Origin of the sequence: Limnospira sp. PMC 1279.21 (genome assembly GCF_032349615.1) — a bacterium.
Classification (GTDB): Bacteria; Cyanobacteriota; Cyanobacteriia; order Cyanobacteriales; family Microcoleaceae; genus Limnospira; species Limnospira fusiformis.
On sequence record NZ_JARPLU010000085.1, the window covers coordinates 1 to 21583 of the forward strand.

Consider the following 21583-nt stretch of genomic DNA (forward strand, 5'->3'; position numbering starts at 1 on the left):
GATGCCATGGATTCTGTTCTCAAGGCTGCGTCCTAACCGTATTGACTAGTGCTATCAAACGGCGCTTGATAACGCTAAAGCTGTATCCTTAACAATGGAGCAATCTGCGCGTGCGTCACATCATGAAGTTTTTCGTGTCTATGCCAATTATCGGGATGTGGAAGCACCACTAGAGCCGTATGAAGGGAAACTCTCACGTACGGTTTTGAAGGGGAGGGGGAGGTAGCAATATCTCTCTCGACCCCCAATCGATCGCCGCAGTGCTAATAAATAGGGAAACCCAAACCCAGAGTAAAAGTTGTGGAAGTTGGCGACTGATGCGGTTACGGGAGACAATGGCAACTAGGGTAATCATTGCCAGAATTAGGGCTCTGACTAGGAGAGGTTGGCCTGTCGTGGTGGGGTCAAAGACAATAGCCAGGACGTAACCCAAGACGACTAATTGGCGCTCAGGCGCGCCCGGCGGAAGTGATTAGCTTGAATTCTAAGCCTAATCCCCCAGATACTGATAGACCAATGGCGATCGCCATCAGTCCGAATATTAGCACTAAGTCTGTAAAATCTAAGGAAATCAACTAATTATCAGCAAACCCTGTGAACAACTCATTCTAGTATAGTGTGGTGTGAGAAGCGCGTGAACCTAATTCCTGCCCTTGATTTAACCCAACAGTATCAAATGATCAGCGATCGCCTTAGTCAGGAGGTACTCGACTTGCTGGCTAGTGGTCGCTACATTGGTGGCTATGCTGTGGACAGTTTTGAGAAAAAGTTTGCCGAGTATATTGGGGCTTCTGAGTTGGTCAGTTGCAACTCTGGTACTGATGCCCTATTTTTGGCTTTGCGGGCTTTAGAAATAGGCCCCGGCGATGAGGTGATTACCACTTGTTTTTCCTTTATTGCTACCTCTGAGGTGATTAGTGCCGTGGGAGCCACCCCGGTATTTGTGGATATTGACCCGGATACGTTCAACTTAGATATTAGTCAAATTGAGGCGGCGATTACTGCCCAAACCCGTGCTATCCTTCCCGTGCATTTGTTTGGTCGCCCTGTGGACATGACCGCATTAATGGCGGTAGCGCGGTCTCATAATTTGGCGGTGATTGAAGATTGCGCCCAAGCCACCGGAGCTAGTTGGGGTGATGCTAAGGTGGGTAGTATGGGAGATCTAGGCTGTTTTAGCTTTTTTCCGACTAAGAATTTAGGCGCTTGTGGAGATGGAGGGGCGATCGCAACTAATAATCCTGATCTGGCGCGTGTGTTGCGGGTGCTGAAAAATCACGGTCAGCCTGAGCGATATAATTCCGAACTGTTGGGGATTAATAGTCGTCTTGATGCCCTACAAGGGGTGATTTTAAGCATTAAATTAGAGTATCTCCCTCGCTGGAATCAACAGAGAAAGGCGATCGCCTCTCGATATAGTCAGGAACTGGAGGGGATACCCGGTTTAATTGTCCCAGCAGAAAGTCTAGGCGGCGAGACCGTTTGGAATCAGTACACTATCAGATATGTGGGTAATAATAGCGACTCGTCAGGACGCGATCGCCTGCGAGAACAACTCCAGAGCCTCGGAGTTAGCACTAATGTATACTACCCCATACCCCTCCATCTACAGGGGGTTCATCGCGATTTAGGCTATGGCTGCGGTGATTTTCCCATGGCAGAACAGGTCAGCCACCAAGTTTTGTCTTTGCCGATGTTCCCGGAACTTTCCAGCGAACAACAAGATAGGGTGATCTATGCTGTCAAAGATTGCCTAAAATTGGGGGCTATAGGTTGAGCGGGTGAGTGTTATATGTCGTTTTGTAGATTATAGTTAAGATAACGATAAGAAATCATCAATTCACCCTGGGGATGTATTTACCCCGACCTGGGTTGCAGGTAACTAAGCAACCAGTTGACCAAACTTAGGAATATGAAGAGGAAATAAAAGGAGTGAACCCCTACCAAAATAGCGATCGCCGAGTTTACGATCCTCAAGCCATTGCTCAATATTATCGCCGTCGGCTTTGGAAGGCCATCTGGCGCGTGATCACGGTTGTATGGTTTTTTTCAGGGTTCATTATTGGTCTACTTTGGGATCAATGGCGACATCGAAATGTTACGGAAACCCCGAAACGAGCCGCCCAGCTGCGTAATATTCTCACCCGCCTCGGTCCCACCTATATTAAAGTAGGTCAAGCATTATCAACCCGTCCTGACCTCATTCGCAAGGACTTTTTAGAAGAATTAACCAAACTCCAAGATCAGCTACCCCCTTTTGATACTAAGATCGCTATGGCGATCATCGAGAGAGAACTCGATCGCGATTTAGATACTGTTTTCCGACAAATTTCCCCTGAACCCGTAGCCGCAGCCAGTTTGGGTCAGGTCTATAAAGCACAACTGCTGACAGGGGAAGAGGTCGCCGTTAAAGTCCAAAGACCATTTCTCTTACCAACTCTGACCCTGGATCTGTATTTAATGCGTTGGGCTGCGGGTTGGTTGTCTCCCATTTTACCCCTGAATTTGGGTCATGATTTAACCCTAATTGTCGATGAATTTGGGTTCAAATTATTTGAGGAAATCGACTATATTAATGAGGGTCGAAATGCCGAAAGGTTTGCCACATATTTTGATGATGATCCGACCGTAAAAGTGCCATCAATTTACTGGAAATATACCAGCCATCAGGTGTTAGTCTTAGAGTGGATTAACGGCTTGAAGTTGACCGATATTGAAAGTGTTCAAGCGGCGGGTTTGGATATGAGTAAAATGATTTTTGTCGGTGTGACAAGTGGCTTGCGACAACTGCTAGAGTTCGGTTTTTTCCATGCTGACCCCCACCCCGGAAATCTGTTTGCTATGCCTGATGGTCGCATGGCATTTATTGATTTTGGCATGATGGATCAGTTAAGCCAGCAAACTAAGGAAACTCTGGTTGATTCCGTAGTTCATTTAATTAATAAAGACTATAAGGAGTTGGCGGAAGATTTTGTCAGGTTGGGATTTTTAGCACCTAATACTAATATGGCTCCCATTATTCCGGCTTTAGAGGCGGTTATGGGGGATATTATTGGGGAGAGTGTTAAGGATTTTAACTTTAAAACTATTACCGATAGTTTCTCGGAATTGATGTATGATTACCCCTTCCGGGTTCCGGCAAAATTTGCCCTGATTATTCGGTCTCTAGTAACTCAGGAAGGAATTGCCCTCAGTCTCGACCCGGATTTTAAAATCGTTGAGGTGGCTTATCCCTATGTGGCGCGTCGCCTGTTGAAGGGAGAAACTCCGGCTTTGCGACGACGGTTGATTGAGGTGTTATTTAAAGATGGTCGCTTCCAGTGGCATCGTCTGGAAAATATGATTACGATCGCTCAAACTGATGGCAATTTTGATATTCTCCCCACTGCACAGCTAGGTTTACAATATCTGTTTTCCGAAGAGGGTAGTTTCCTTCGTCGTCAAATTGTCATGGCGTTGACCGAAGACGATCGCCTACATACCGCTGAAGTCCAACGACTCTGGGGTTTAATTCAGGATGACCTCAAACCGAGTCGCTTATTTGATGTAGCATTGGGGGCAATAACTGAGTTTTCGACCTCCCAAGTGGCTGCTATGAGAATTCAATAAATATCGCTATTCATCAGATCATCACAATTCCCTTGTTAGGGATGCTTGAAAAAAAGGCCCAAGTCTAAGTATTTGGGTCTTTTATTGGTTATGATCTGTACAGTGTGATTATATATCAAATTGCCCTTGCTCAATTATTATGCCTTGGCATGAATGTCCCTGAAGCCTTAAAACTGATAGAAGAAAAATTCCTGCGGCGATCGCTTTCCCCTATTGAGCGTTTAATTTTATCTGAATCATGGATGGGTAAGACCTACAGTGAAATTTCCCAGAAATCTGCATACGCTAATGATTATGTTAAAGAAGTGGGTGGACGATTATGGCAGGAACTCTCCGAGGCCCTGGGGACCAAAGTTAGCAAAAAAAATATAAAACTTGTCCTCAAATCTCGGCACCAGATCCCATTAACTTCCCCCCCTGTTCAGAAATCAGGAACTTTGGCAGGTAATTCATTGAATCCTAATGATGGCAATAATATAGAAATACCTGGGAGTCCAATTTCCATAAACTCTCCCTTTTATATAGAACGTCCACCCATTGAAGAAATGGGCTATAATGAACTGCAACAACCGGGGTGTGTCGTGAGGATTAAAGCACCTCGGAAGATGGGTAAAAGTTCCCTACTTAATAGGATGTTAACCCAAGCAGTTTCTTGGGGATATGGAACTGTTTATCTGAATTTTCTGGAAGTAGACGCTGAGACTTTTAATTCCCTAGAACAATTGGTCAGATGGTTTTGTGCTAATGCGACTAAGCAGTTAAAGCTACCAGCGAAACTCGATGAATATTGGGATATAGATTTAGGGACTAAAGTTTCCTGTCGGCTGTATTTTGAGGAATATCTATTCATCACTAAAGACACCCCCATTGTGATTGCTATGAATGAGGTTAACCGCCTCTTTGAGTATCCGGTTATTGCTAGTGATTTTTTGCCCATGTTGCGATCGTGGCACGAACTCTCTAAACATAATAAACTCTGGGAAAATTTGCGCTTGATTGTAGTTCACAGCACCGAAGTTTATGTACCTTTACAGTTACATCAATCCCCTTTTAATGTCGGTTTGGTGTTAAAAATACCCCAATTTACACCGGAACAAGTGCAAGATCTGGCTTTGAGATATGAATTAAGTTGGGCGGCGGGAGAGAGTGGACTTAAACGCCTAGAAGGTTTAATCTCAATGGTCGGTGGACATCCTTATCTAGTACAACTGGCTTTTTATACTATTAGTAAATCAGGGATTTCTCTGGAAAATTTAATCAAAAATGCCCGCAAGCCTGATGGAATTTATAGCGCCTATTTGCGGGATTTATTAGTAACAATTCAACAAGATTCCGACCTGCATATTGCTTTAAATAAAGTCCTCAAGTCTGATAATGGTGTGCCTTTGGAGGCGATTACTGCTTATAAATTAGAAAGTCTAGGATTAGTTAACTTTGAGGATAACCTAGCACAAATTGGCTGTGATTTATATCGGCTATATTTTTTGGAACAGTTATAAACCCCCCCCCAGCAAAAACTGAGGGGTGATGATATGGTGAAATTATTATCCTAGAATCAACCTAGAATAAACTATGTTCTGGGACGTAGGAAGTAATCGCTTTCATGTATTGGGCGCGTTCATAGGCTGACTCATCATCACAATGGCGCTGAGACATAGAACCCTGCATCTGTTGAACAGAGTCATACTCGTGTTCTTCCATCCAGTGTTTCATCTCATTTTCCATCACTTGGATGTAACCAATACCATGGCGCAATAAAGCGGAACAAACATGAGTTACCTTAGCCCCCGCCATCAACATTTTAATAGCATCGTGACCGCGCGCGACACCGCTAGTGCAGGCTAAATCGGCATTAATCCGACCATACAAAATAGCAATCCAGCGCATAGGTAGGCGCATATCGTGGGGAGAACTCAAAACGGAACTAACCTCAATTTCTAGTTCTTCTGGGTTAATATCTGGCTGTATGAAGCGGTTAAATAAAGCGAGTCCATCGACTCCAGCTTCATCTAAACGTTTCGCCATATTGGCCATATTACTAAAGAAGGGGCTAAGTTTCATAGCCACAGGAATAGTAACCTCGGCTTTAACTTCCCGGAGAGTAGTGATATAGTTTTCCTCGACCTCAGCCCCACTCATATCAAAATCGGTGGGAACATAATAAATATTCAATTCGATCGCATCTGCACCAGCTTCCTGCATGAGTTTGGAATATTCCACCCAACCACCGGAGGAGAAACCATTTAAACTGGCAATAATGGGAATATCAACCAACTCCTTAGCTTGGCGAATATGCTCAAGATAAAGTTCCGGTCCGACGTGATATTCTTCTGGTTCAGGAAAATAGGTTAAAGCCTCAGCAAAGCTATTGGTTCCATATTCCAAATGGTGATTAAGTTCAAATTTTTCTCGCAGTAACTGTTCTTCAAATAGGGAGTGTAAAACGACTGCTGATGCGCCCGCATCTTCCATACGCCGAATATTATCGACATCTTCCGATAAAGGGGCGGCGGCGGAAGGGACAATAGGAGTCCTCAAATTCAATCCCAAATAGGTCGTACTCAAATCCATAATATAGATTCCTTATGAAAAGTGGAAACGGAAGCAGTGAAAAGTTCTAGGGGTCCGGTTTGTAGGGGCGAAAAATAGGCACGCCCCTATAATTGAGAACCGGACTAGGAGTTTCTGTCTACAATGGGTTTAGGAAGTTCACTATTTGTCACCAGAGGTGTCTGTATTGGGCTGATTGCCTTCTTGATCCAAGGGACGCGCCGCCAGATACTCATACATTTGCCAACGGGTGTCAACGTCTTTCTGTGCTTCTTTCAGCAAGCGTTTAGCATCAACGGGCTTAGTTTTGGTGAGCATTTTAAAGCGGTTTTCGGCATACATGGATTGTTCGATGGATTTTTTAGGCGATCGCGAATCCAAAAGTAGGGGATTTTTGCCTTCAGCTTTGAGGTCAGGATGATAACGATAAAGCAACCAACGACCACTTTCGACAATTGCTTTTTGGTGACTCATAGCCGTAGTCATATTAATACCGTGGGCGATACAGTGACTGTAGGCAATAATCAAGGAAGGGCCGTTATATGCTTCAGCTTCCAGGAAGACTTTAAGGGTGTGTTCATCGCGCGCCCCCATAGCCACAGAAGCCACATAAACGTTACCGTAGGTCATAGCAATCAAACCCAAGTCTTTCTTAGGTGACGGCTTACCACCAGCGGCAAATTTAGCGACCGCACCGCGAGGAGTAGCTTTAGAAGACTGACCACCAGTATTAGAGTAGACCTCAGTATCCATAACCAGGATATTGACGTTGCGACCACTAGCAATGACATGATCTAAACCGCCATAGCCGATATCATAAGCCCAACCATCGCCGCCGAGTATCCAGACAGATTTTTTGACGAGGTAATCAGCCAAACTGAGTAACTGTTTGGCGTTGGTATCATCAGACCCTTGCAATTTTTGCTTAACCTGGGCGACGAGTTCCCGTTGTTCCCAAATATCAGCCTCGGATTTTTGGGGGTTATTGATAATTTTGGCTACCAGTTCATCGCCAACAAGACCGCCTAACTTCTGCAACAATTCACAGGCGAAAGCGGTATGTTTATCAATGGACAGACGGAAGCCTAGACCAAATTCGGCGTTATCTTCAAATAGGCTATTAGACCAACTAGGGCCGCGACCTTCGGCATTTTGCGCCCAGGGTGTGGTGGGTAAGTTACCGCCATAGATAGAAGAACAGCCAGTGGCGTTAGCGACAACCATACGATCGCCAAATAGTTGGGTTGCTAACTTGATATAGGGAGTTTCGCCACAACCCGCACAAGCACCAGAGAACTCAAACAGGGGTTCTTGCCATTGTTGTTGTTTAATCATATCCGATCGCAAATTACGGCGATCGGGGTTAGGCAAGTTGAGGAAAAATTCCCAGTTTTCCCGTTCCGTGGCTCGTATGGGTGGCTGATACTCCATGTTAATCGCCTTTTTGGAAGGCATGGATTTATTTTTCGCCGGACAGACATCAACACAGACACCGCAACCAGTACAGTCTTCTGGAGATACTTGGATGGTGAATTTTTGCCCTTCAAAGGCTTTATCGCGGACAGCAGTAGTTTTAAAGGTTTCCGGCGCACCATTGAGGGCGCTTTCATCGTAGGCTTTACCACGAATTACCGCATGGGGACAGACCATGATACATTTACCACACTGCACACAGACATCAGCATCCCAAACGGGGATTTCTTGGGCGACGTTGCGTTTCTCCCATTTTGATGTACCTGTGGGATAGGTTCCGTCACAGGGTAGTTGGCTGACGGAGAGTTGGTCGCCTTTACGCGCTAACATCATCCCTTCCACTTCCCGGACAAAATCAGGGGCGTTAGCGGGGACTGGTGGCGCTATGCGTACCTGGCTATTGGCTTCGCCGATATTGACCTCAAAGAGGTTGTCGAGGGTATTGTCTACGGCTTGGAGGTTCATGCGGACAATGGCTGAACCTTTTTTACCGTATGTTTTTTCGATCGCTTTTTTAATTTTGGCGATCGCCTCATCCTTGGGTAGAACTCCCGCCAAAGCGAAGAAACAGACCTGCATCACCGTATTGATACGGCTACCCATTCCACTGTCACGGGCTACTTTATTAGCATCGATGACATATAGTTTGAGGTTTTTGCGGACAATTTGCTCTTGAATTTCAATGGGTAGGTAATTCCATACTTCATCAGGTCCGTAGGGGCTATTCAGCAGGAAGGTCGCCCCATTGGTGGCTGCATCAACTACATTGAGTTTTTCTAGGAAATTCCACTGGTGACAGCCGATAAAGTTGGATTTTTCGATTAAATAGGGGGAGCGGATTAAGTTAGGACCGAAACGCAGGTGAGATACGGTGACAGCGCCGGATTTTTTCGAGTCGTAGACGAAGTAACCCTGGGCGTAGTTATTGGTTTCGTCCCCGATAATTTTAATCGAGTTTTTGTTAGCCCCTACAGTACCATCAGACCCTAGACCATAGAACATGGCGCGGATGACGTTATCCGGTTCGGTGGAAAATTCCGGGTCAAAGGGTAGGGAGGTGTGGCTGAGGTCGTCGTTAATACCGATGGTAAAGTGATTTTTGGGTTTGTCGAGTTGGAGGTTATCAAAAACGGCTTTTACCATAGCCGGGTTAAATTCTTTGGAGGATAACCCATAACGACCACCTACGATTTTGAGGGCGGGTCCTTCCCAGCTTTCACTAATGGCGGTGACGACATCTAAATATAGGGGTTCGCCACTTGAGCCGGGTTCTTTGGTGCGGTCTAAAACTGCGATCGCTTTTGCCGTTTTTGGTACAGCGCCAATAAAGGCGTTAGCATCCCAGGGTCGATACAGACGGACTTTTAGCACTCCGACTTTTTCTCCCTGTGCGGTCAGATAATCTACGGTTTCGTGGACGGTTTCACAGCCGGAACCCATTAATATAATGATGCGATCGGCATCTGGTGCGCCATGATATTCAAATAGTTTATAGTGCCGTCCCGTCAGTTCCCCGAATTTGTCCATGGCTTTTTGCACAATTTCTGGACAGACGTTATAGAAGGGGTTAACGCTTTCCCTCGCTTGGAAGTAAACATCGGGGTTTTGGGCGGTTCCTCGTAAAGCAGGGCGATCGGGTGTTAGTCCCCGGGCGCGGTGTGCATAAACGTCCTCATCATCTATCATCGCCCGCAGATCACTCTCTTCCAAGAGTTCGATTTTCTGCACTTCGTGGGACGTGCGGAACCCATCAAAAAAGTGGATAAATGGAACCCTTGATTTTAGGGTACTTGCTTGGGCGACTAGGGCTAAATCATGGGCTTCCTGGACTGAGGCTGAACATAATAATCCGCAACCAGTAGCCCGCACTGCCATTACGTCACTGTGATCGCCAAAAATAGACAAGGCTTGGGCGGCGATGGACCTGGCGGCGACATGGAGGACCGCACAGGTTAGTTCCCCGGCGATTTTGTACAGGTTCGGAATCATTAATAATAATCCCTGGGATGCTGTAAATGTCGTGGTTAATGACCCTCCCTGTAGGGAACCATGAACAGCCCCCGCCGCGCCTCCTTCGCTTTGCATTTCTACTACTGCGGGAACCGTTCCCCAAATGTTGGGTTGTCCTTCCGATGTCCAAGCATCCGCCCATTCTCCCATGGGTGATGATGGAGTGATGGGATAAATGGCAATAACTTCATTGAGACGAAAAGCCACGCGGGCTACCGCTTCGTTCCCGTCTAGGGTGGCATACTGTCTGGTATTCATACTTGAAAATCCTCTCATTTACTTGGGATTTAACCCAGGTTCAAAAAACTGCGGAATTAACCGCCTTAATGGCTGTGACCGGACAACCATTGACGAGCTAATTTTAGGCGATCGCACTATTTGCCAAGGCCATGTCCTTGACAGTTCTCTTTACCAAGCGATCGCGCTAAATTTTGTCATTCAACAACAAAAAAAATTGGGTCGATAATTTACCTAGATTTTGACAACAATACCTCTGCGCCGGTTGTCTGATTCAAAGGTTCCTTTCCCCTGAGTCAGATCACAATCTTTAAATCTTTGTTAAGGGTTTTTGGGAACTTGACTGCCTCCTACCTTACCCTATTTATTATCTTATAGGAGGCTGGAAATAGAAATCAGGTCTTAACAAATTTTAACCTAATTTTACCATCTGTTGTAAATCTGCTAAGGTTTGTAAAGCATCCTCTGGTTCTACCCGACTGAGAGCAAAACCCACATGAACCAAAACATAATCACCCACTTGCGCTTCAGGAACATAAGCCAGACTCACCTCTTTAATTACCCCGCCAAAGCTGACGCGCCCTTTTTTTAGTAAAGGGTCATCTCCCGATATACTCACGAGTTTTCCCGGAACTGCTAGACACATATATTTCATCCCTAGAATGACAATAATTCTCATTTAGGTTGACAATAGCAACCTGTAGGCTATCTCTAGGCTCTGTGGTAGTTTGATGACAGGCTAACTAAGTATAACCACTGTTAGCAGACCCACAAGCAGAGGCAGAAATTCTTTTAATTATCTTAATACTTTTTTCCGGGGTTTGCCGTTATACTTAACATTTAGAACAGAATGTTGTAATGTTCAACTAACGAAATATTTGGAGATAAACAACCCTACAGTTGTTTTGGGGATTTGTCCCAAAAATGTCCCCAAAATAGGATGAATTGTCAGCAAAATAGAACATCAACCCTGTGGGGATCAATATTGATCATATTTAATAGGGTTGAAACTGTGTAGAAATTACGGTAAAACTACTATGCCATCTCCCACAGAAACCGCCCCCAAATCTGCCAAAAGCAAAGCAGCGTCAAACCATCCCAGTGGCGATAAACGTTTCAAGGTACTGGATATAACCATGAAACGCAGCCAATATAGTCAGGATGCCTTAATCGAAGTGCTGCACAAAGCCCAGGAAGCATTTGGCTACTTAGAAGAAGACGTATTAATATACGTTGCGCGACAACTGAAACTTCCCCTGAGCCAAGTTTACGGAGTCGCCACCTTCTATCATCTATTTTCCCTAAAACCCAGTGGCGCTCATACCTGCGTCGTCTGTTTAGGAACCGCCTGCTATGTTAAAGGCAGTGGAGAAGTCCTAGCAGCCTTAGAAGAGAAAACCGGAATCAAATCCGGGGAAACCACCCCCGACGGCCAGATATCTATTGTCACCGCCCGCTGTATCGGAGCCTGTGGTATTGCTCCGGCCGCAGTCTTTGATGGGAAAGTCGCGGGTCAGCAAACCCCAGAAATGGCCGTAGCACGACTGGAACAGTGGCAGGGTTCAGCCGAGTAAATGCCACTTCATAACCCCAACTCCATTGAGAGAGGAGATATAAAATATTATGGAATTGACCGAATTAGTCGAACTAGCCGAAAAGGAACGCAACAATCAAAAAAGTATCCGTATCCACTGCTGCACATCTACAGGCTGTCAAGCCTCTGAGTCCCTAGAAGTCAAAAAAGCCATGGAAGATGCCCTGAAGGGGTCAGGACTTGAGGCTGACGTGCAAATAGTCGGTGTGGGGTGTATGGGGTTTTGCGGACGCGGCCCAATGGTGGAAGTCGAACCTAACGGCATTCATTATGAAAAAGTCACCCCCGAAGATGCGCCATCTATTATCGAAGCGCTGCAAGGCGGGGAAGCCAAACCGGTTCAAGGAGATCCTGATCATCCCTTCTTTAGTCGCCAATTAAAAATCGTTCGGGAATTTAGCGGCAAAATTGACCCGGAAAAAATCGGGGAATATATTGCGGTGGGAGGCTACAGAGCCTTACATCATGCAATTTATGACCTGACTCCAGAAGAAGTAGTGACAGAAATTACTAAATCTGGATTACGGGGACGGGGAGGCGCTGGCTATCCCACGGGTCTAAAGTGGGCGACTGTGGCTAAAATGCCCCCAGGACAAAAATATGTGATCTGTAACGCTGACGAGGGCGACCCTGGGGCGTTTATGGATCGTAGTGTTTTAGAAAGTGACCCTCACCGTATCCTAGAAGGAATGGCGATCGCTGGATATGCAGTCGGTGCGACCCAAGGCTATATATACGTTCGCGCGGAATATCCCCTGGCGATCACTAGGCTACAGAAAGCCATTCAACAGGCTAAACGTCAGAGTATGTTAGGTAGCCGCATCTTTGGTTCCTCCATAGACTTCAACATTGATATTCGGGTTGGTGCGGGTGCTTTTGTTTGTGGCGAAGAAACCGCCCTGATAGCTTCTATTGGTGGCGGTCGCGGCAACCCCCGTCCTCGTCCACCCTATCCCGCCGTTTCCGGGTTGTGGGACTGCCCAACCCTAATTAATAATGTGGAAACTCTGGGCAATATAGCCCCGATTATCCGCAACGGGGCGGACTGGTACAATCAAATTGGTACCGAGAAAAGCAAGGGTACTAAAATCTTCTCCCTGACGGGTAAAATCCGCAATAACGGCCTGATTGAAGTGCCGATGGGTATTACCCTACGCGAAATTGTCGAAGAGATGGGCGGCGGTATTCCTGGCGGTCTGCAAGTTAAAGCCGTGCAAACAGGGGGTCCCTCTGGCGGTTGTATCCCGGCTGATTTTCTTGATACCCCGGTAGATTATGAATCTCTCACCAGATTGGGATCTATGATGGGATCTGGGGGCATGGTGGTGATGGATGAAAACACTAGCATGGTGCAGGTGGCTCAATTCTATATGGAATTTTGCCGGGGTGAAACCTGTGGTAAGTGTATCCCCTGCCGTGTGGGTACTGTGCAAATGTACCAGTTGCTTACTAAGTTACTCAATAAACAGGCTACCTCCGCTGATTTGGAAAAACTGAAACAGTTATGCGACATGGTGAAGGCTACCAGTTTATGTGGCTTGGGAATGACAGCCCCTAACCCGGTTACCAGTACCTTGCAGTATTTCGAGAGCGAGTATTTGGAGTTGCTTCAAACTGCTAACGGTAAGGTGGCGGTTCACTAATATTTCACATCGGGAAGCTAAACGGGAAACTAGGAAGCTAAATGAGGAGAAGGGATTGATGTTTTGTGAACAATGTGAACAAACTGCCAGCGGTCAAGGTTGCCACCAGTGGGGCGCTTGTGGTAAAGGACCGGATGTAAATGCGGTTCAAGACCTATTAATGTACTGTCTGCGGGGTATTGCGCCTGTGGCTTTGAAGGCTAAGGAATTGGGCATTGATACCCATGCTGTAGATGTGTTTTCCTGTGAGTCGATGTTCGCCACTATGACGAATGTTAACTTTAACCGTAAACGCTTTTACCATTATATTCGTGAGGCGATCGCTCAACGGGAAAAACTCAAAACCCAAGTTGAACAGATTAGCGATCGGCCCATCAGTTGGTCTGTAGCTGCTACCTATCAACCAGACTGGACTGATAGTTTAGTAGCCCAGGGGGAGGAAGTTTCCCGTAACTTTATTGCTGACTCTAGTCAAGACATCGATATCTTCTCCCTCAAACTTACCGTCCTCTACGGTCTGAAGGGCTTGGCTTCCTACAGTTTCCACGCCCAGGAACTTGGTCAGGAAGACGATCGCCTTTATAGTTTCACACACCAAGCCCTCGCCGCTTTGGAAGAACCTAACCTCAGTTTAGAAGATTGGGTTAATCTAGCCATGAAAGTCGGGGAAATGAACCTGTTGGCTATGGAACTTCTCGACGCGGGACACACTAACCATTATGGTCATCCTATCCCCACCGTTGTTCCTCTGAATGCGAAAGCCGGAAAAGCCATTTTGGTATCTGGTCACGACATTAAACAACTCGAAGCCATCCTCCAACAAACAGCCAATACTGGTATTAATGTTTACACCCACGGGGAGTTACTACCCGCCCATGGCTACCCAGTCCTTAAACAAAAATATCCCCACCTCTACGGTCACTATGGCACAGCTTGGCAAAATCAAACCAAGGATTTCGCTAAGTTCCCCGGTGCTATAGTCATCACCACTAACTGTTTGATGCCTCCCCACGAACACTATGAGGATAAATTATTTACCCTCGGTCCGGTGGGATATCCTGACATCAACTATCTCGAAGATAGGGCAAATCTTACCCCAGATTTTGGTGCCGTTATTCACAAAGCCCTCTCTTTACCTGGCTTTGCAGAAGATGAACCACCCCGTCAGGTGAAAACTGGCTTCGCCCGTAATGCGGTATTAAATGTTAGCGACCAGGTGATTGAGGCGGTTAAACAAGGCAAAATTCGCCATTTCTTCCTAGTGGGAGGTTGTGACGGCGCTAAACCCGATCGCAATTATTATACAGAGTTTGTCGATCAGGTTCCGTCCGATTGTGTGGTGTTAACTCTCGCCTGTGGAAAATTCCGCTTTTTTGATAAGGAAATGGGGGAAATTGGTAACATTCCTCGGCTGATGGATGTCGGACAGTGCAATGATGCCTATTCCGCTATTCAAATCGCCCTAGGACTCGCCCAAGCCTTTGATATCGGAGTTAATGAACTCCCCCTATCTATGATTTTGTCTTGGTATGAACAGAAGGCTGTGGCGGTTCTCCTGACACTATTATATTTGGGTATCAAAGATATCCGTTTAGGTCCGACTTTACCAGCTTTCATTTCCCCTAATGTCTTCGCTATCCTCTCGGCTAAATACAACCTACAGGCTATTACCACTCCCGAAGCTGATTTAGCCGCCTGTTTGAATTAGAAATAACTGGGAAAATCGGGAATATACAATATTCCCGACTCCCGGTAAGATGTTCCCTTAATGAAAGGAGAAACTATGTCCGTTGTCACCTTAAAAATTGATGGCATTGATGTGGCGATCGAACAAGGATCGAGCATTTTAGAAGCCGCTAAAGAGGCGGGGGTCAGAATACCAACTCTCTGCCATTTGGATGGTATTTCTGATGTGGGTGCTTGTCGCTTATGTCTGGTGGAAATTGCCGGAATTAATAAACTTTTGCCCTCCTGTGTAACTACCGTTGCGGAAGGGATGGAAGTTTGCACTAATAGCCCCCAGATTAAAGAATATCGCAAAATGGTTGTGGAAATGCTATTTGCGGAAGGCAACCATGTTTGTGCCGTTTGTGTGGCTAATGAAAACTGCGAATTGCAAGATGTCGCCGTTGAAGTAGGTATGGATCATAGCCGCTTTACCTACCGTTTCCCACAGCGAGAAGTTGATATCTCTCACCCTCAATTTGGTATTGATCACAACCGCTGTATTCTCTGTACTCGCTGTCAAAGAGTATGTGATGAAATTGAAGGCGCTCATGTTTGGGATGTGGCTTTTCGCGGCCCGGCTGCTAAAATGATTACAGGACTTAATCAACCTTGGGGGGCTGTCGATGCCTGTACTTCCTGCGGTAAGTGTGTTGATGCTTGTCCGACGGGTTCCATTTTCCGTAAAGGTGCGACGGTCGCCGAAATGACTCGCGATCGCGCTAAATTAGAATTCTTAGTTAATGCACGGGAGAAACACGAATGGAAAAGATAAGATTTGCTACGGTTTGGTTAGCAGGATGTTCCGGTTGCCATATGTCTTTTTTAGACCTGGATGAATGGCTGATTGAACTATCGGAAAAAGTCGAAGTGGTTTACTCCCCGGTAGGTTGTGACCTGAAAGAATATCCCGAAAATGTTGATGTTTGTTTGGTCGAGGGTGGTATCGCTAACGAAGATAACCTGGAACTAATTAAAGAAGTGCGATCGCGCACCAAACTCTTGATTTCTTTTGGAGATTGTGCCGTAACTGCTAATGTTCCCGCCATGCGGAATATGTTGGGTAGCACCGATCATGTACTCAAACGCTGCTATTTGGAACTAGGGGATTTTACCCCACAACTTCCCAGAGAACCCGGTATTGTTCCTGAATTACTGGAACGTGTGACTCCAGTGCATGAAGTCGTCGATGTTGATATTTTTATGCCGGGATGTCCCCCTAGTGCCGATCGCATTAAGGCTACCCTCGCGCCTTTGGTGGAAGGGAAAATGCCGAAAATGGAAGGGCGAGAAATGATTAAGTTTGGCTAAGGTTTCCCTGTTGTTGACTGACTAGAAAATTAATGGTTAGCCCGCAATTATCGGGTTAATTATTAATTGTTGATTCCCTGGAGAGGTGATTTTATACTATGGCTAAGACAGTTGTTATTGATCCAGTGACCCGCATTGAGGGTCATGCGAAAATTTCCATATATTTGGATGATGCGGGAGAGGTGGAAGATGCCCGATTTCATGTGGTAGAATTTCGGGGTTTTGAAAAGTTCTGCGAAGGACGACCAATGTTTGAAATGGCCGGAATTACTGCCCGTATTTGCGGGATTTGTCCGGTGAGTCACCTCTTAGCAGCCGCTAAAACGGGGGATAAAATTCTGGCGGTAAAAGTGCCACCAGCCGGGGAAAAATTGCGGCGGATGATGAATTTAGCCCAGTTAACTCAGTCCCATGCTTTGAGTTTTTTCCACCTCAGTAGCCCCGATTTTCTGTTGGGTTGGGATAGTGACCCCGCCAAAAGAAATGTATTCGGATTAATTGCCGCTGATCCAGATTTGGCTAGGGCGGGTATTCGTCTGCGCCAGTTTGGTCAGACCGTGATTGAACTATTGGGCGCACGGAAAATTCACGCGGCTTGGGCGGTTCCTGGAGGAGTGCGATCGCCTCTTTCCCAAGACGGTTTGGAATGGATAAAAGACCGCCTCCCAGAAGCGCGCCAAACTACCGAATTAGCCTTAAATCTATTAAAGCGTCTCCTCGATAGTAACTTGGCTTCTGAGGTCGATATATTTGGGAAATTCCCCTCTCTATTTATGGGGTTAGTCGCCCCTAATGGTAATTGGGAACACTATGGCGGACATCTGCGCTTTATCGATAGTGACGGTAATATTGTCGCTGATGGTTTGAGTGAGGATAATTACCAAGACTATTTGGGTGAGGCTGTGGAAAATTGGTCTTATCTCAAATTCCCCTATTATAAACCTCTCGGATATCCTGATGGTATTTATCGGGTAGGACCTTTGGCGCGGCTGAATGTCTGTGATCAAATTGGAACTACCGATGCTGATCGGGAATTGCGGGAATTTCGCGATCGCGCTGGTGGTCGGGTTGCTACTTCTTCCTTCTTCTACCATTACGCCCGTCTCGTCGAAATTATGGCTTGTATTGAGGCGATCGAGGCTTTGGTAGAAGACCCTGATATTACCTCCCCCCGCGTTCGCGCTGATGCCGGAATTAACAACTTGGAAGGGGTGGGAGTTAGTGAAGCCCCTCGCGGCACTCTATTTCACCATTATAAAGTCAATGAAAATGGCTTAATTGAAAAGGTGAACTTGATTATTGCCACCGGACAAAATAACTTGGCAATGAATAAAACTGTTACCCAAATTGCCAAGCACTATATCCATGGTAATGAAATTCCAGAAGGCTTGTTAAACCGAGTTGAAGCTGGAATTCGCTGCTTTGACCCTTGTTTAAGTTGTTCAACTCATGCTGTTGGTCAAATGCCACTACATATTGAGTTACTTAAACCTGATGGCACAATTGTTGATGAGGTTTATCGTAATTAACATTAACTACGATTAAACATAGGGGCAACCTCTACTGGTTGCCTCCGCCAACAGCGGAATATTTATTGTTGACTTGGGTACTAATCGATATGACAAAACAAAACTTATACCTATGTATGGGGTCTGCTTGTCACCAAATGGGCGTTTATGAAGTGTTACCAAAACTTCAGGAATTAATCGCAGAATATAAACTAGAAAACCGCATTGAACTTAAAGGGTCGTTTTGCTTGGAGACCTGTAGTTCCGGTATTGTCATGAAATACCAAGACCAACACTTTATTAATATCAGCCCTAAAAATATCGAGGACAAATTTGTTGGTGAAATTTTGCCGATAATTCAAAATAGTAATTTACCATTTAATTCATAATGCTAGAAAATAATGACAATCCCCATTTATGGCAACTGCTTTGGGAATATGACCCGAACGGTTTAATTGCCGTGGATGTCTCCATGAATATTAAAGTTGTGAATCCGGCATTTTGTAACTTTTTTAAAGTCGAGGCTGCCGAGATTATTGGGACTCCGGCTTTTAATTTGTTGGGGAATGTAGACCGATTTAAAAAAGTTTGGGAAAAAAACCAAATGATGCAGGGTATAGAGGTGGAATATGAAAATCATCATCTGTATTTAAAAGAGGTGATTTTCCCGATTAAAGATGAAAATATCATCGCCTGCATTATGACTGATATTACCTCGGAAATGCAGCGAAAAAAGGAAATCCATGATATCCGGGAACAAACAGTTAAAAAAGTGAACGAAGTGGTTGACAATCAAATGAAGGTTGCCCAAGAAATCGCTGGACTACTCGGAGAAACTACCGCCGAAACTAAGGTTAGTCTTCTCAAAATTATCCAAATGATTAACCAATAGCATATTTTTGTTTACCAAACCAAGTAGTTGAGTCGGCTTATGGGTCAAGATAACTTTTTTGATATTTGCGATCGCAGTCTTAATAAAAAAGGCGAGGAACTCTGTGGAGACCAGGTTAAGTTTACCAAAACTGAAACTAAAAGCACCATCGTCCTCTCTGATGGTTTGGGAAGTGGGGTAAAAGCTAATATCCTAGCTACCCTGACCACAGAAATTTTAATCACTATGTTAAATGCTGATGTTCCCCTAGAGGAAGTTATCAAAACTGTGATTGGAACTCTGCCAATTTGTCAAGTTCGCCATATTGCATACGCCACATTTACCATTATTCAAATTGACCACCAAACCAATCAGTTTAAGGTGATTAATTTTGATAACCCCCCCGTCTTTTATTTTAACAAAGGACGGGTAATTAAACTAGACACTAAGACCGAAAAAATCCTCGGCAAAAAAATACTTTCCTCGGAAGGACAGCTAGAAAGGGGAGACTTTCTGGGTGCTATTAGTGATGGTGTTCTTTATGCTGGTTTAGGGGATACCATGAATTTTGGTTGGGGGTGGGATAATATCGCTAAATACATGGAAAAAGTGTTTATGACTCAGGCGACTAACTCCCGTAGCATTATTGAACAGGTGATGGCGGAAACGCGATCGCTTTATCGAGATAAAATCGGAGACGATGCTACTTTTGTTGGTATTTATGTCCGCAAACGTAACCCGGTTATGATTTTTACCGGACCTCCTTTAGATATTACCAAGGATGAGTTATATGCTGAACGTTTGTTAAGTTTTAAAGGTCGTAAAGTTATCTGTGGGGGTACTACCGGAAACCTCGTGGCTAATTATATGGGAGAAACTATCGAAATGGATATTTCCACCATGCGAAAAGATTTACCCCCTATCGGTAAATTAAGCGAAATTGATTTGGTCACTGAGGGAATTTTGACTATTTCTAAAGCTACAGCAGTTCTCCGCCAGTGTAATTGTGATATCACCAGACTTCCTTCTGACCAAAATGGTGCGGTACTTCTGGCGCGAGAAATTTTAGAGGCTGATTCTATTTTCCTTTTGGTTGGTCAACAGATTAATGAGTTTTACCAAAATCCTCTTCTTCCTAAAAATATCTCGATTCGACGCAGTTTAATTGAAGATTTGGTAAACTTACTCAAACAAAAACAGAAAGAAGTTACCGTAGAATATTGTTAAATTATCCGAGTATGGTCTCACCATTTAGACACTCTCCACAGATAATTATGAATAACTATACTACTAACATATACCATGGAAAATGTCAAGTCTTTTTTAATTATTGGCTATGGTAATCAGTTAAGGGGTGATGATGGTATTGGACAGGAGGTAGCGAGACTGGTGCAAGAGTGGGAAAAACCTAATGTGCGATCGCGTTCAGTTCACCAATTAACCCCGGAAATAGCCGAAGAATTAACCCATTTTGACTATGCCATTTTCGTCGATGCTAGTATTACTGGGGAAGTCCTGGAAGTTTCATCCCTGACACCTGATGACTCAGAAACAGTGGTTAACTTGGGTCATTCTATCAATCCGCGATCGCTTCTTTCCTTAGCCAAAACTCTCTATGAATACACACCCCAAGCCTGGCTAGTAGCAGTCCCCGGCGATAACTTTGATTTAGGCGATCGTCTTTCTCCCACCGGAGAAGAGGGAGTTAATCATGCTTTAACCCAAATTCAAATGCTAATCGACACTTATAGCAATACCCGACCAAATGAGGACAGTAATTAAACCCTGAATATACAAATTATAAATTTTCTTTAAATCTGGTTAATGAACTGGCAAATACCAAATTTATCATCAGAAAATTGAACCTGTCAGCCTCGATTTTGACCCACAGTTTAGGTGTTAGAAAATAGACTACTGGGGGATTTGACCAAATACCAAAACAGTTTTTTAATAAATTTTCGGGTGGGTCGATATCGCCACAAATCTTCCAGCAGCAAATTAATCTTAACATTGCCATAAATTAGGCATTCAGAGTCTTCATAAAACTTCTGCTGCATAAAATTCATCGGGTCTGAATAAACATCATTAACCAGAAATGGTTTTATCCCAGCCCAATGAATAACACAAGCCTCTTTCTGCCAATCGTGATTCCCAATTTTTCCGTCCTCAATGGGGAAACGTTGACGCATTTCTTCTTGGGAATAGTTCCACATCAAAACCTGAATTAGCGCAGTTTTTACATTAATTTTGCCCTCATCTAATGCCCGAAAAATCATGAAATTTAATAGCCCTTGTTCACCATATTTAAAAACATCAGGGTATCGATTCTTAAACTCCAACATTTCCGCATATTCAGCCAAGCTAAAAATCCCCCTCTTTCCCCAAAATACCCCGGTAACAAAATAGGGTCTATCTTGATAATTAAAATCAGGGAAGTGCTTTTTCATCCCCTCCAAGTCAAAGAATAAACGCGAAATATCTTCAGCCTTCCAATTTTCCAAGTTATGATCAATAATCATGTCATAATGTTCAAGATCCCCAAAATCTAGCACATCCCCCCAGACTATTGTATCCGCATCTAAAAACAGAAAATTCTGCCAAGGACTTTCCCAAAAGGCAATCATTTTAGTCAAGCCCCAACCAAAACTATTTTCCTTGAGAAACGGATGCTTGACCGTCTTTTGATTAATAATCTTAACACCGTAAGTGCTTTCTAAGCTGGTTGTATTAAAATCACCATCAACGATTAAACAGATAGGAACATCCCCCAAAAAGTAGCGAATACTAGCACAACATCCTGCCGCAAAGTGGTAGTCCTTAAAACAACAAGCAATGATAATCCCAAAGTCCTGAATCATGGTTTTAGTTTCCTAGGTTTTAGTTTCTAATGGTATGTTTTCATGACACTATCGAATAATAGGGTCTAGTTACCCCTATCATCAATCAAAATACCTTTTCCACCGATTTACCTAACCAGGACGTGATTCAGAGAAGCTATCTGATACATTTACGCGACATTTATCCGGCTATTGCCTGACAATGCGACGATAGT

At 44.7% G+C, this 21583-nt stretch carries 19 protein-coding genes; 14 read left to right on the forward strand and 5 right to left on the reverse strand.

Annotation, left to right across the window (positions count from 1 at the left end; genetic code table 11):
* Window positions 1–193: 193 nt before the first annotated feature.
* On the reverse strand, window positions 194–433 hold the full coding sequence (locus P5683_RS13885) for an ABC transporter permease (protein ID WP_006619180.1): 240 nt from the start codon (window positions 431–433) through the stop codon (window positions 194–196).
* A 201-nt stretch (window positions 434–634) separates the two neighbouring features.
* Here P5683_RS13885 and P5683_RS13890 point away from each other — a divergent pair, with 201 nt between their 5' ends.
* From P5683_RS13890 to P5683_RS13900, 3 genes are all read left to right on the forward strand, one after another.
* On the forward strand, window positions 635–1777 hold the full coding sequence (locus P5683_RS13890) for a DegT/DnrJ/EryC1/StrS aminotransferase family protein (protein ID WP_006624093.1): 1143 nt from the start codon (window positions 635–637) through the stop codon (window positions 1775–1777).
* A 155-nt stretch (window positions 1778–1932) separates the two neighbouring features.
* Window positions 1933–3609: an AarF/ABC1/UbiB kinase family protein gene (locus P5683_RS13895; protein ID WP_006624092.1), complete on the forward strand. Its 1677-nt coding sequence runs from the start codon at window positions 1933–1935 to the stop codon at window positions 3607–3609.
* A 149-nt stretch (window positions 3610–3758) separates the two neighbouring features.
* Entirely contained in the window at window positions 3759–5108 is a 1350-nt protein-coding gene (locus tag P5683_RS13900) for an AAA-like domain-containing protein (protein ID WP_006669197.1), read from the forward strand.
* Window positions 5109–5169: 61 nt separating this feature from the next.
* On the opposite strand, the gene P5683_RS13905 is transcribed toward P5683_RS13900, so the two are convergent.
* Window positions 5170–6180: a dihydroorotate dehydrogenase-like protein gene (locus P5683_RS13905; protein ID WP_006624090.1), complete on the reverse strand. Its 1011-nt coding sequence runs from the start codon at window positions 6178–6180 to the stop codon at window positions 5170–5172.
* Between the two features lie 141 nt (window positions 6181–6321).
* Complete coding sequence (gene nifJ / locus P5683_RS13910) at window positions 6322–9900, reverse strand: pyruvate:ferredoxin (flavodoxin) oxidoreductase (protein ID WP_315640210.1); 3579 nt, start codon at window positions 9898–9900, stop codon at window positions 6322–6324.
* 22 nt (window positions 9901–9922) lie between these two features.
* Here nifJ and P5683_RS13915 point away from each other — a divergent pair, with 22 nt between their 5' ends.
* Window positions 9923–10108, forward strand: coding sequence for a hypothetical protein (locus P5683_RS13915; protein ID WP_006624088.1), 186 nt, complete (start codon window positions 9923–9925; stop codon window positions 10106–10108).
* Window positions 10109–10291: 183 nt separating this feature from the next.
* On the opposite strand, the gene P5683_RS13920 is transcribed toward P5683_RS13915, so the two are convergent.
* The gene (locus P5683_RS13920; protein WP_006669195.1) at window positions 10292–10558 is read right to left on the reverse strand and encodes a HypC/HybG/HupF family hydrogenase formation chaperone; all 267 of its coding nucleotides are present in this window, start codon (window positions 10556–10558) and stop codon (window positions 10292–10294) included.
* A gap of 445 nt (window positions 10559–11003) precedes the next feature.
* On the opposite strand from P5683_RS13920, the gene hoxE reads away from it, so the two are divergent.
* The 10 genes from hoxE to P5683_RS13970 all read left to right on the forward strand — a co-directional run bounded on the left by hoxE (window position 11004) and on the right by P5683_RS13970 (window position 20313).
* The gene (hoxE, locus tag P5683_RS13925; protein WP_321176566.1) at window positions 11004–11453 is read left to right on the forward strand and encodes a bidirectional hydrogenase complex protein HoxE; all 450 of its coding nucleotides are present in this window, start codon (window positions 11004–11006) and stop codon (window positions 11451–11453) included.
* A gap of 49 nt (window positions 11454–11502) precedes the next feature.
* Window positions 11503–13116, forward strand: a complete 1614-nt coding sequence (locus P5683_RS13930) for a NuoF family protein (RefSeq protein ID WP_006669193.1) — start codon at window positions 11503–11505, stop codon at window positions 13114–13116.
* Between the two features lie 58 nt (window positions 13117–13174).
* Window positions 13175–14824: a hydroxylamine reductase gene (gene hcp / locus P5683_RS13935; protein ID WP_006669192.1), complete on the forward strand. Its 1650-nt coding sequence runs from the start codon at window positions 13175–13177 to the stop codon at window positions 14822–14824.
* A gap of 75 nt (window positions 14825–14899) precedes the next feature.
* On the forward strand, window positions 14900–15616 hold the full coding sequence (gene hoxU, locus P5683_RS13940) for a bidirectional hydrogenase complex protein HoxU (protein ID WP_006669191.1): 717 nt from the start codon (window positions 14900–14902) through the stop codon (window positions 15614–15616).
* Window positions 15604–16152: an oxidoreductase gene (locus tag P5683_RS13945; RefSeq protein ID WP_006624082.1), complete on the forward strand. Its 549-nt coding sequence runs from the start codon at window positions 15604–15606 to the stop codon at window positions 16150–16152. The genes hoxU and P5683_RS13945 overlap by 13 nt, the downstream gene beginning before the upstream one ends.
* A gap of 98 nt (window positions 16153–16250) precedes the next feature.
* Complete coding sequence (locus P5683_RS13950; protein WP_006669190.1) at window positions 16251–17681, forward strand: Ni/Fe hydrogenase subunit alpha; 1431 nt, start codon at window positions 16251–16253, stop codon at window positions 17679–17681.
* Between the two features lie 89 nt (window positions 17682–17770).
* Window positions 17771–18049: a (2Fe-2S) ferredoxin domain-containing protein gene (locus tag P5683_RS13955; protein ID WP_315640207.1), complete on the forward strand. Its 279-nt coding sequence runs from the start codon at window positions 17771–17773 to the stop codon at window positions 18047–18049.
* Complete coding sequence (locus P5683_RS13960) at window positions 18049–18552, forward strand: PAS domain-containing protein (protein WP_006624079.1); 504 nt, start codon at window positions 18049–18051, stop codon at window positions 18550–18552. Before P5683_RS13955 ends, P5683_RS13960 begins: the two co-directional genes overlap by 1 nt.
* A 39-nt stretch (window positions 18553–18591) precedes the next feature.
* Window positions 18592–19758: a SpoIIE family protein phosphatase gene (locus tag P5683_RS13965; protein WP_006624078.1), complete on the forward strand. Its 1167-nt coding sequence runs from the start codon at window positions 18592–18594 to the stop codon at window positions 19756–19758.
* Window positions 19759–19833: 75 nt separating this feature from the next.
* Window positions 19834–20313, forward strand: a complete 480-nt coding sequence (locus tag P5683_RS13970) for a hydrogenase maturation protease (RefSeq protein WP_006624077.1) — start codon at window positions 19834–19836, stop codon at window positions 20311–20313.
* A 110-nt stretch (window positions 20314–20423) separates the two neighbouring features.
* On the opposite strand, the gene P5683_RS13975 is transcribed toward P5683_RS13970, so the two are convergent.
* Window positions 20424–21389 (reverse strand): hypothetical protein, encoded by a 966-nt coding sequence (locus P5683_RS13975; RefSeq protein ID WP_006669188.1) that lies wholly within the window; start codon window positions 21387–21389, stop codon window positions 20424–20426.
* Window positions 21390–21583: the final 194 nt, after the last annotated feature.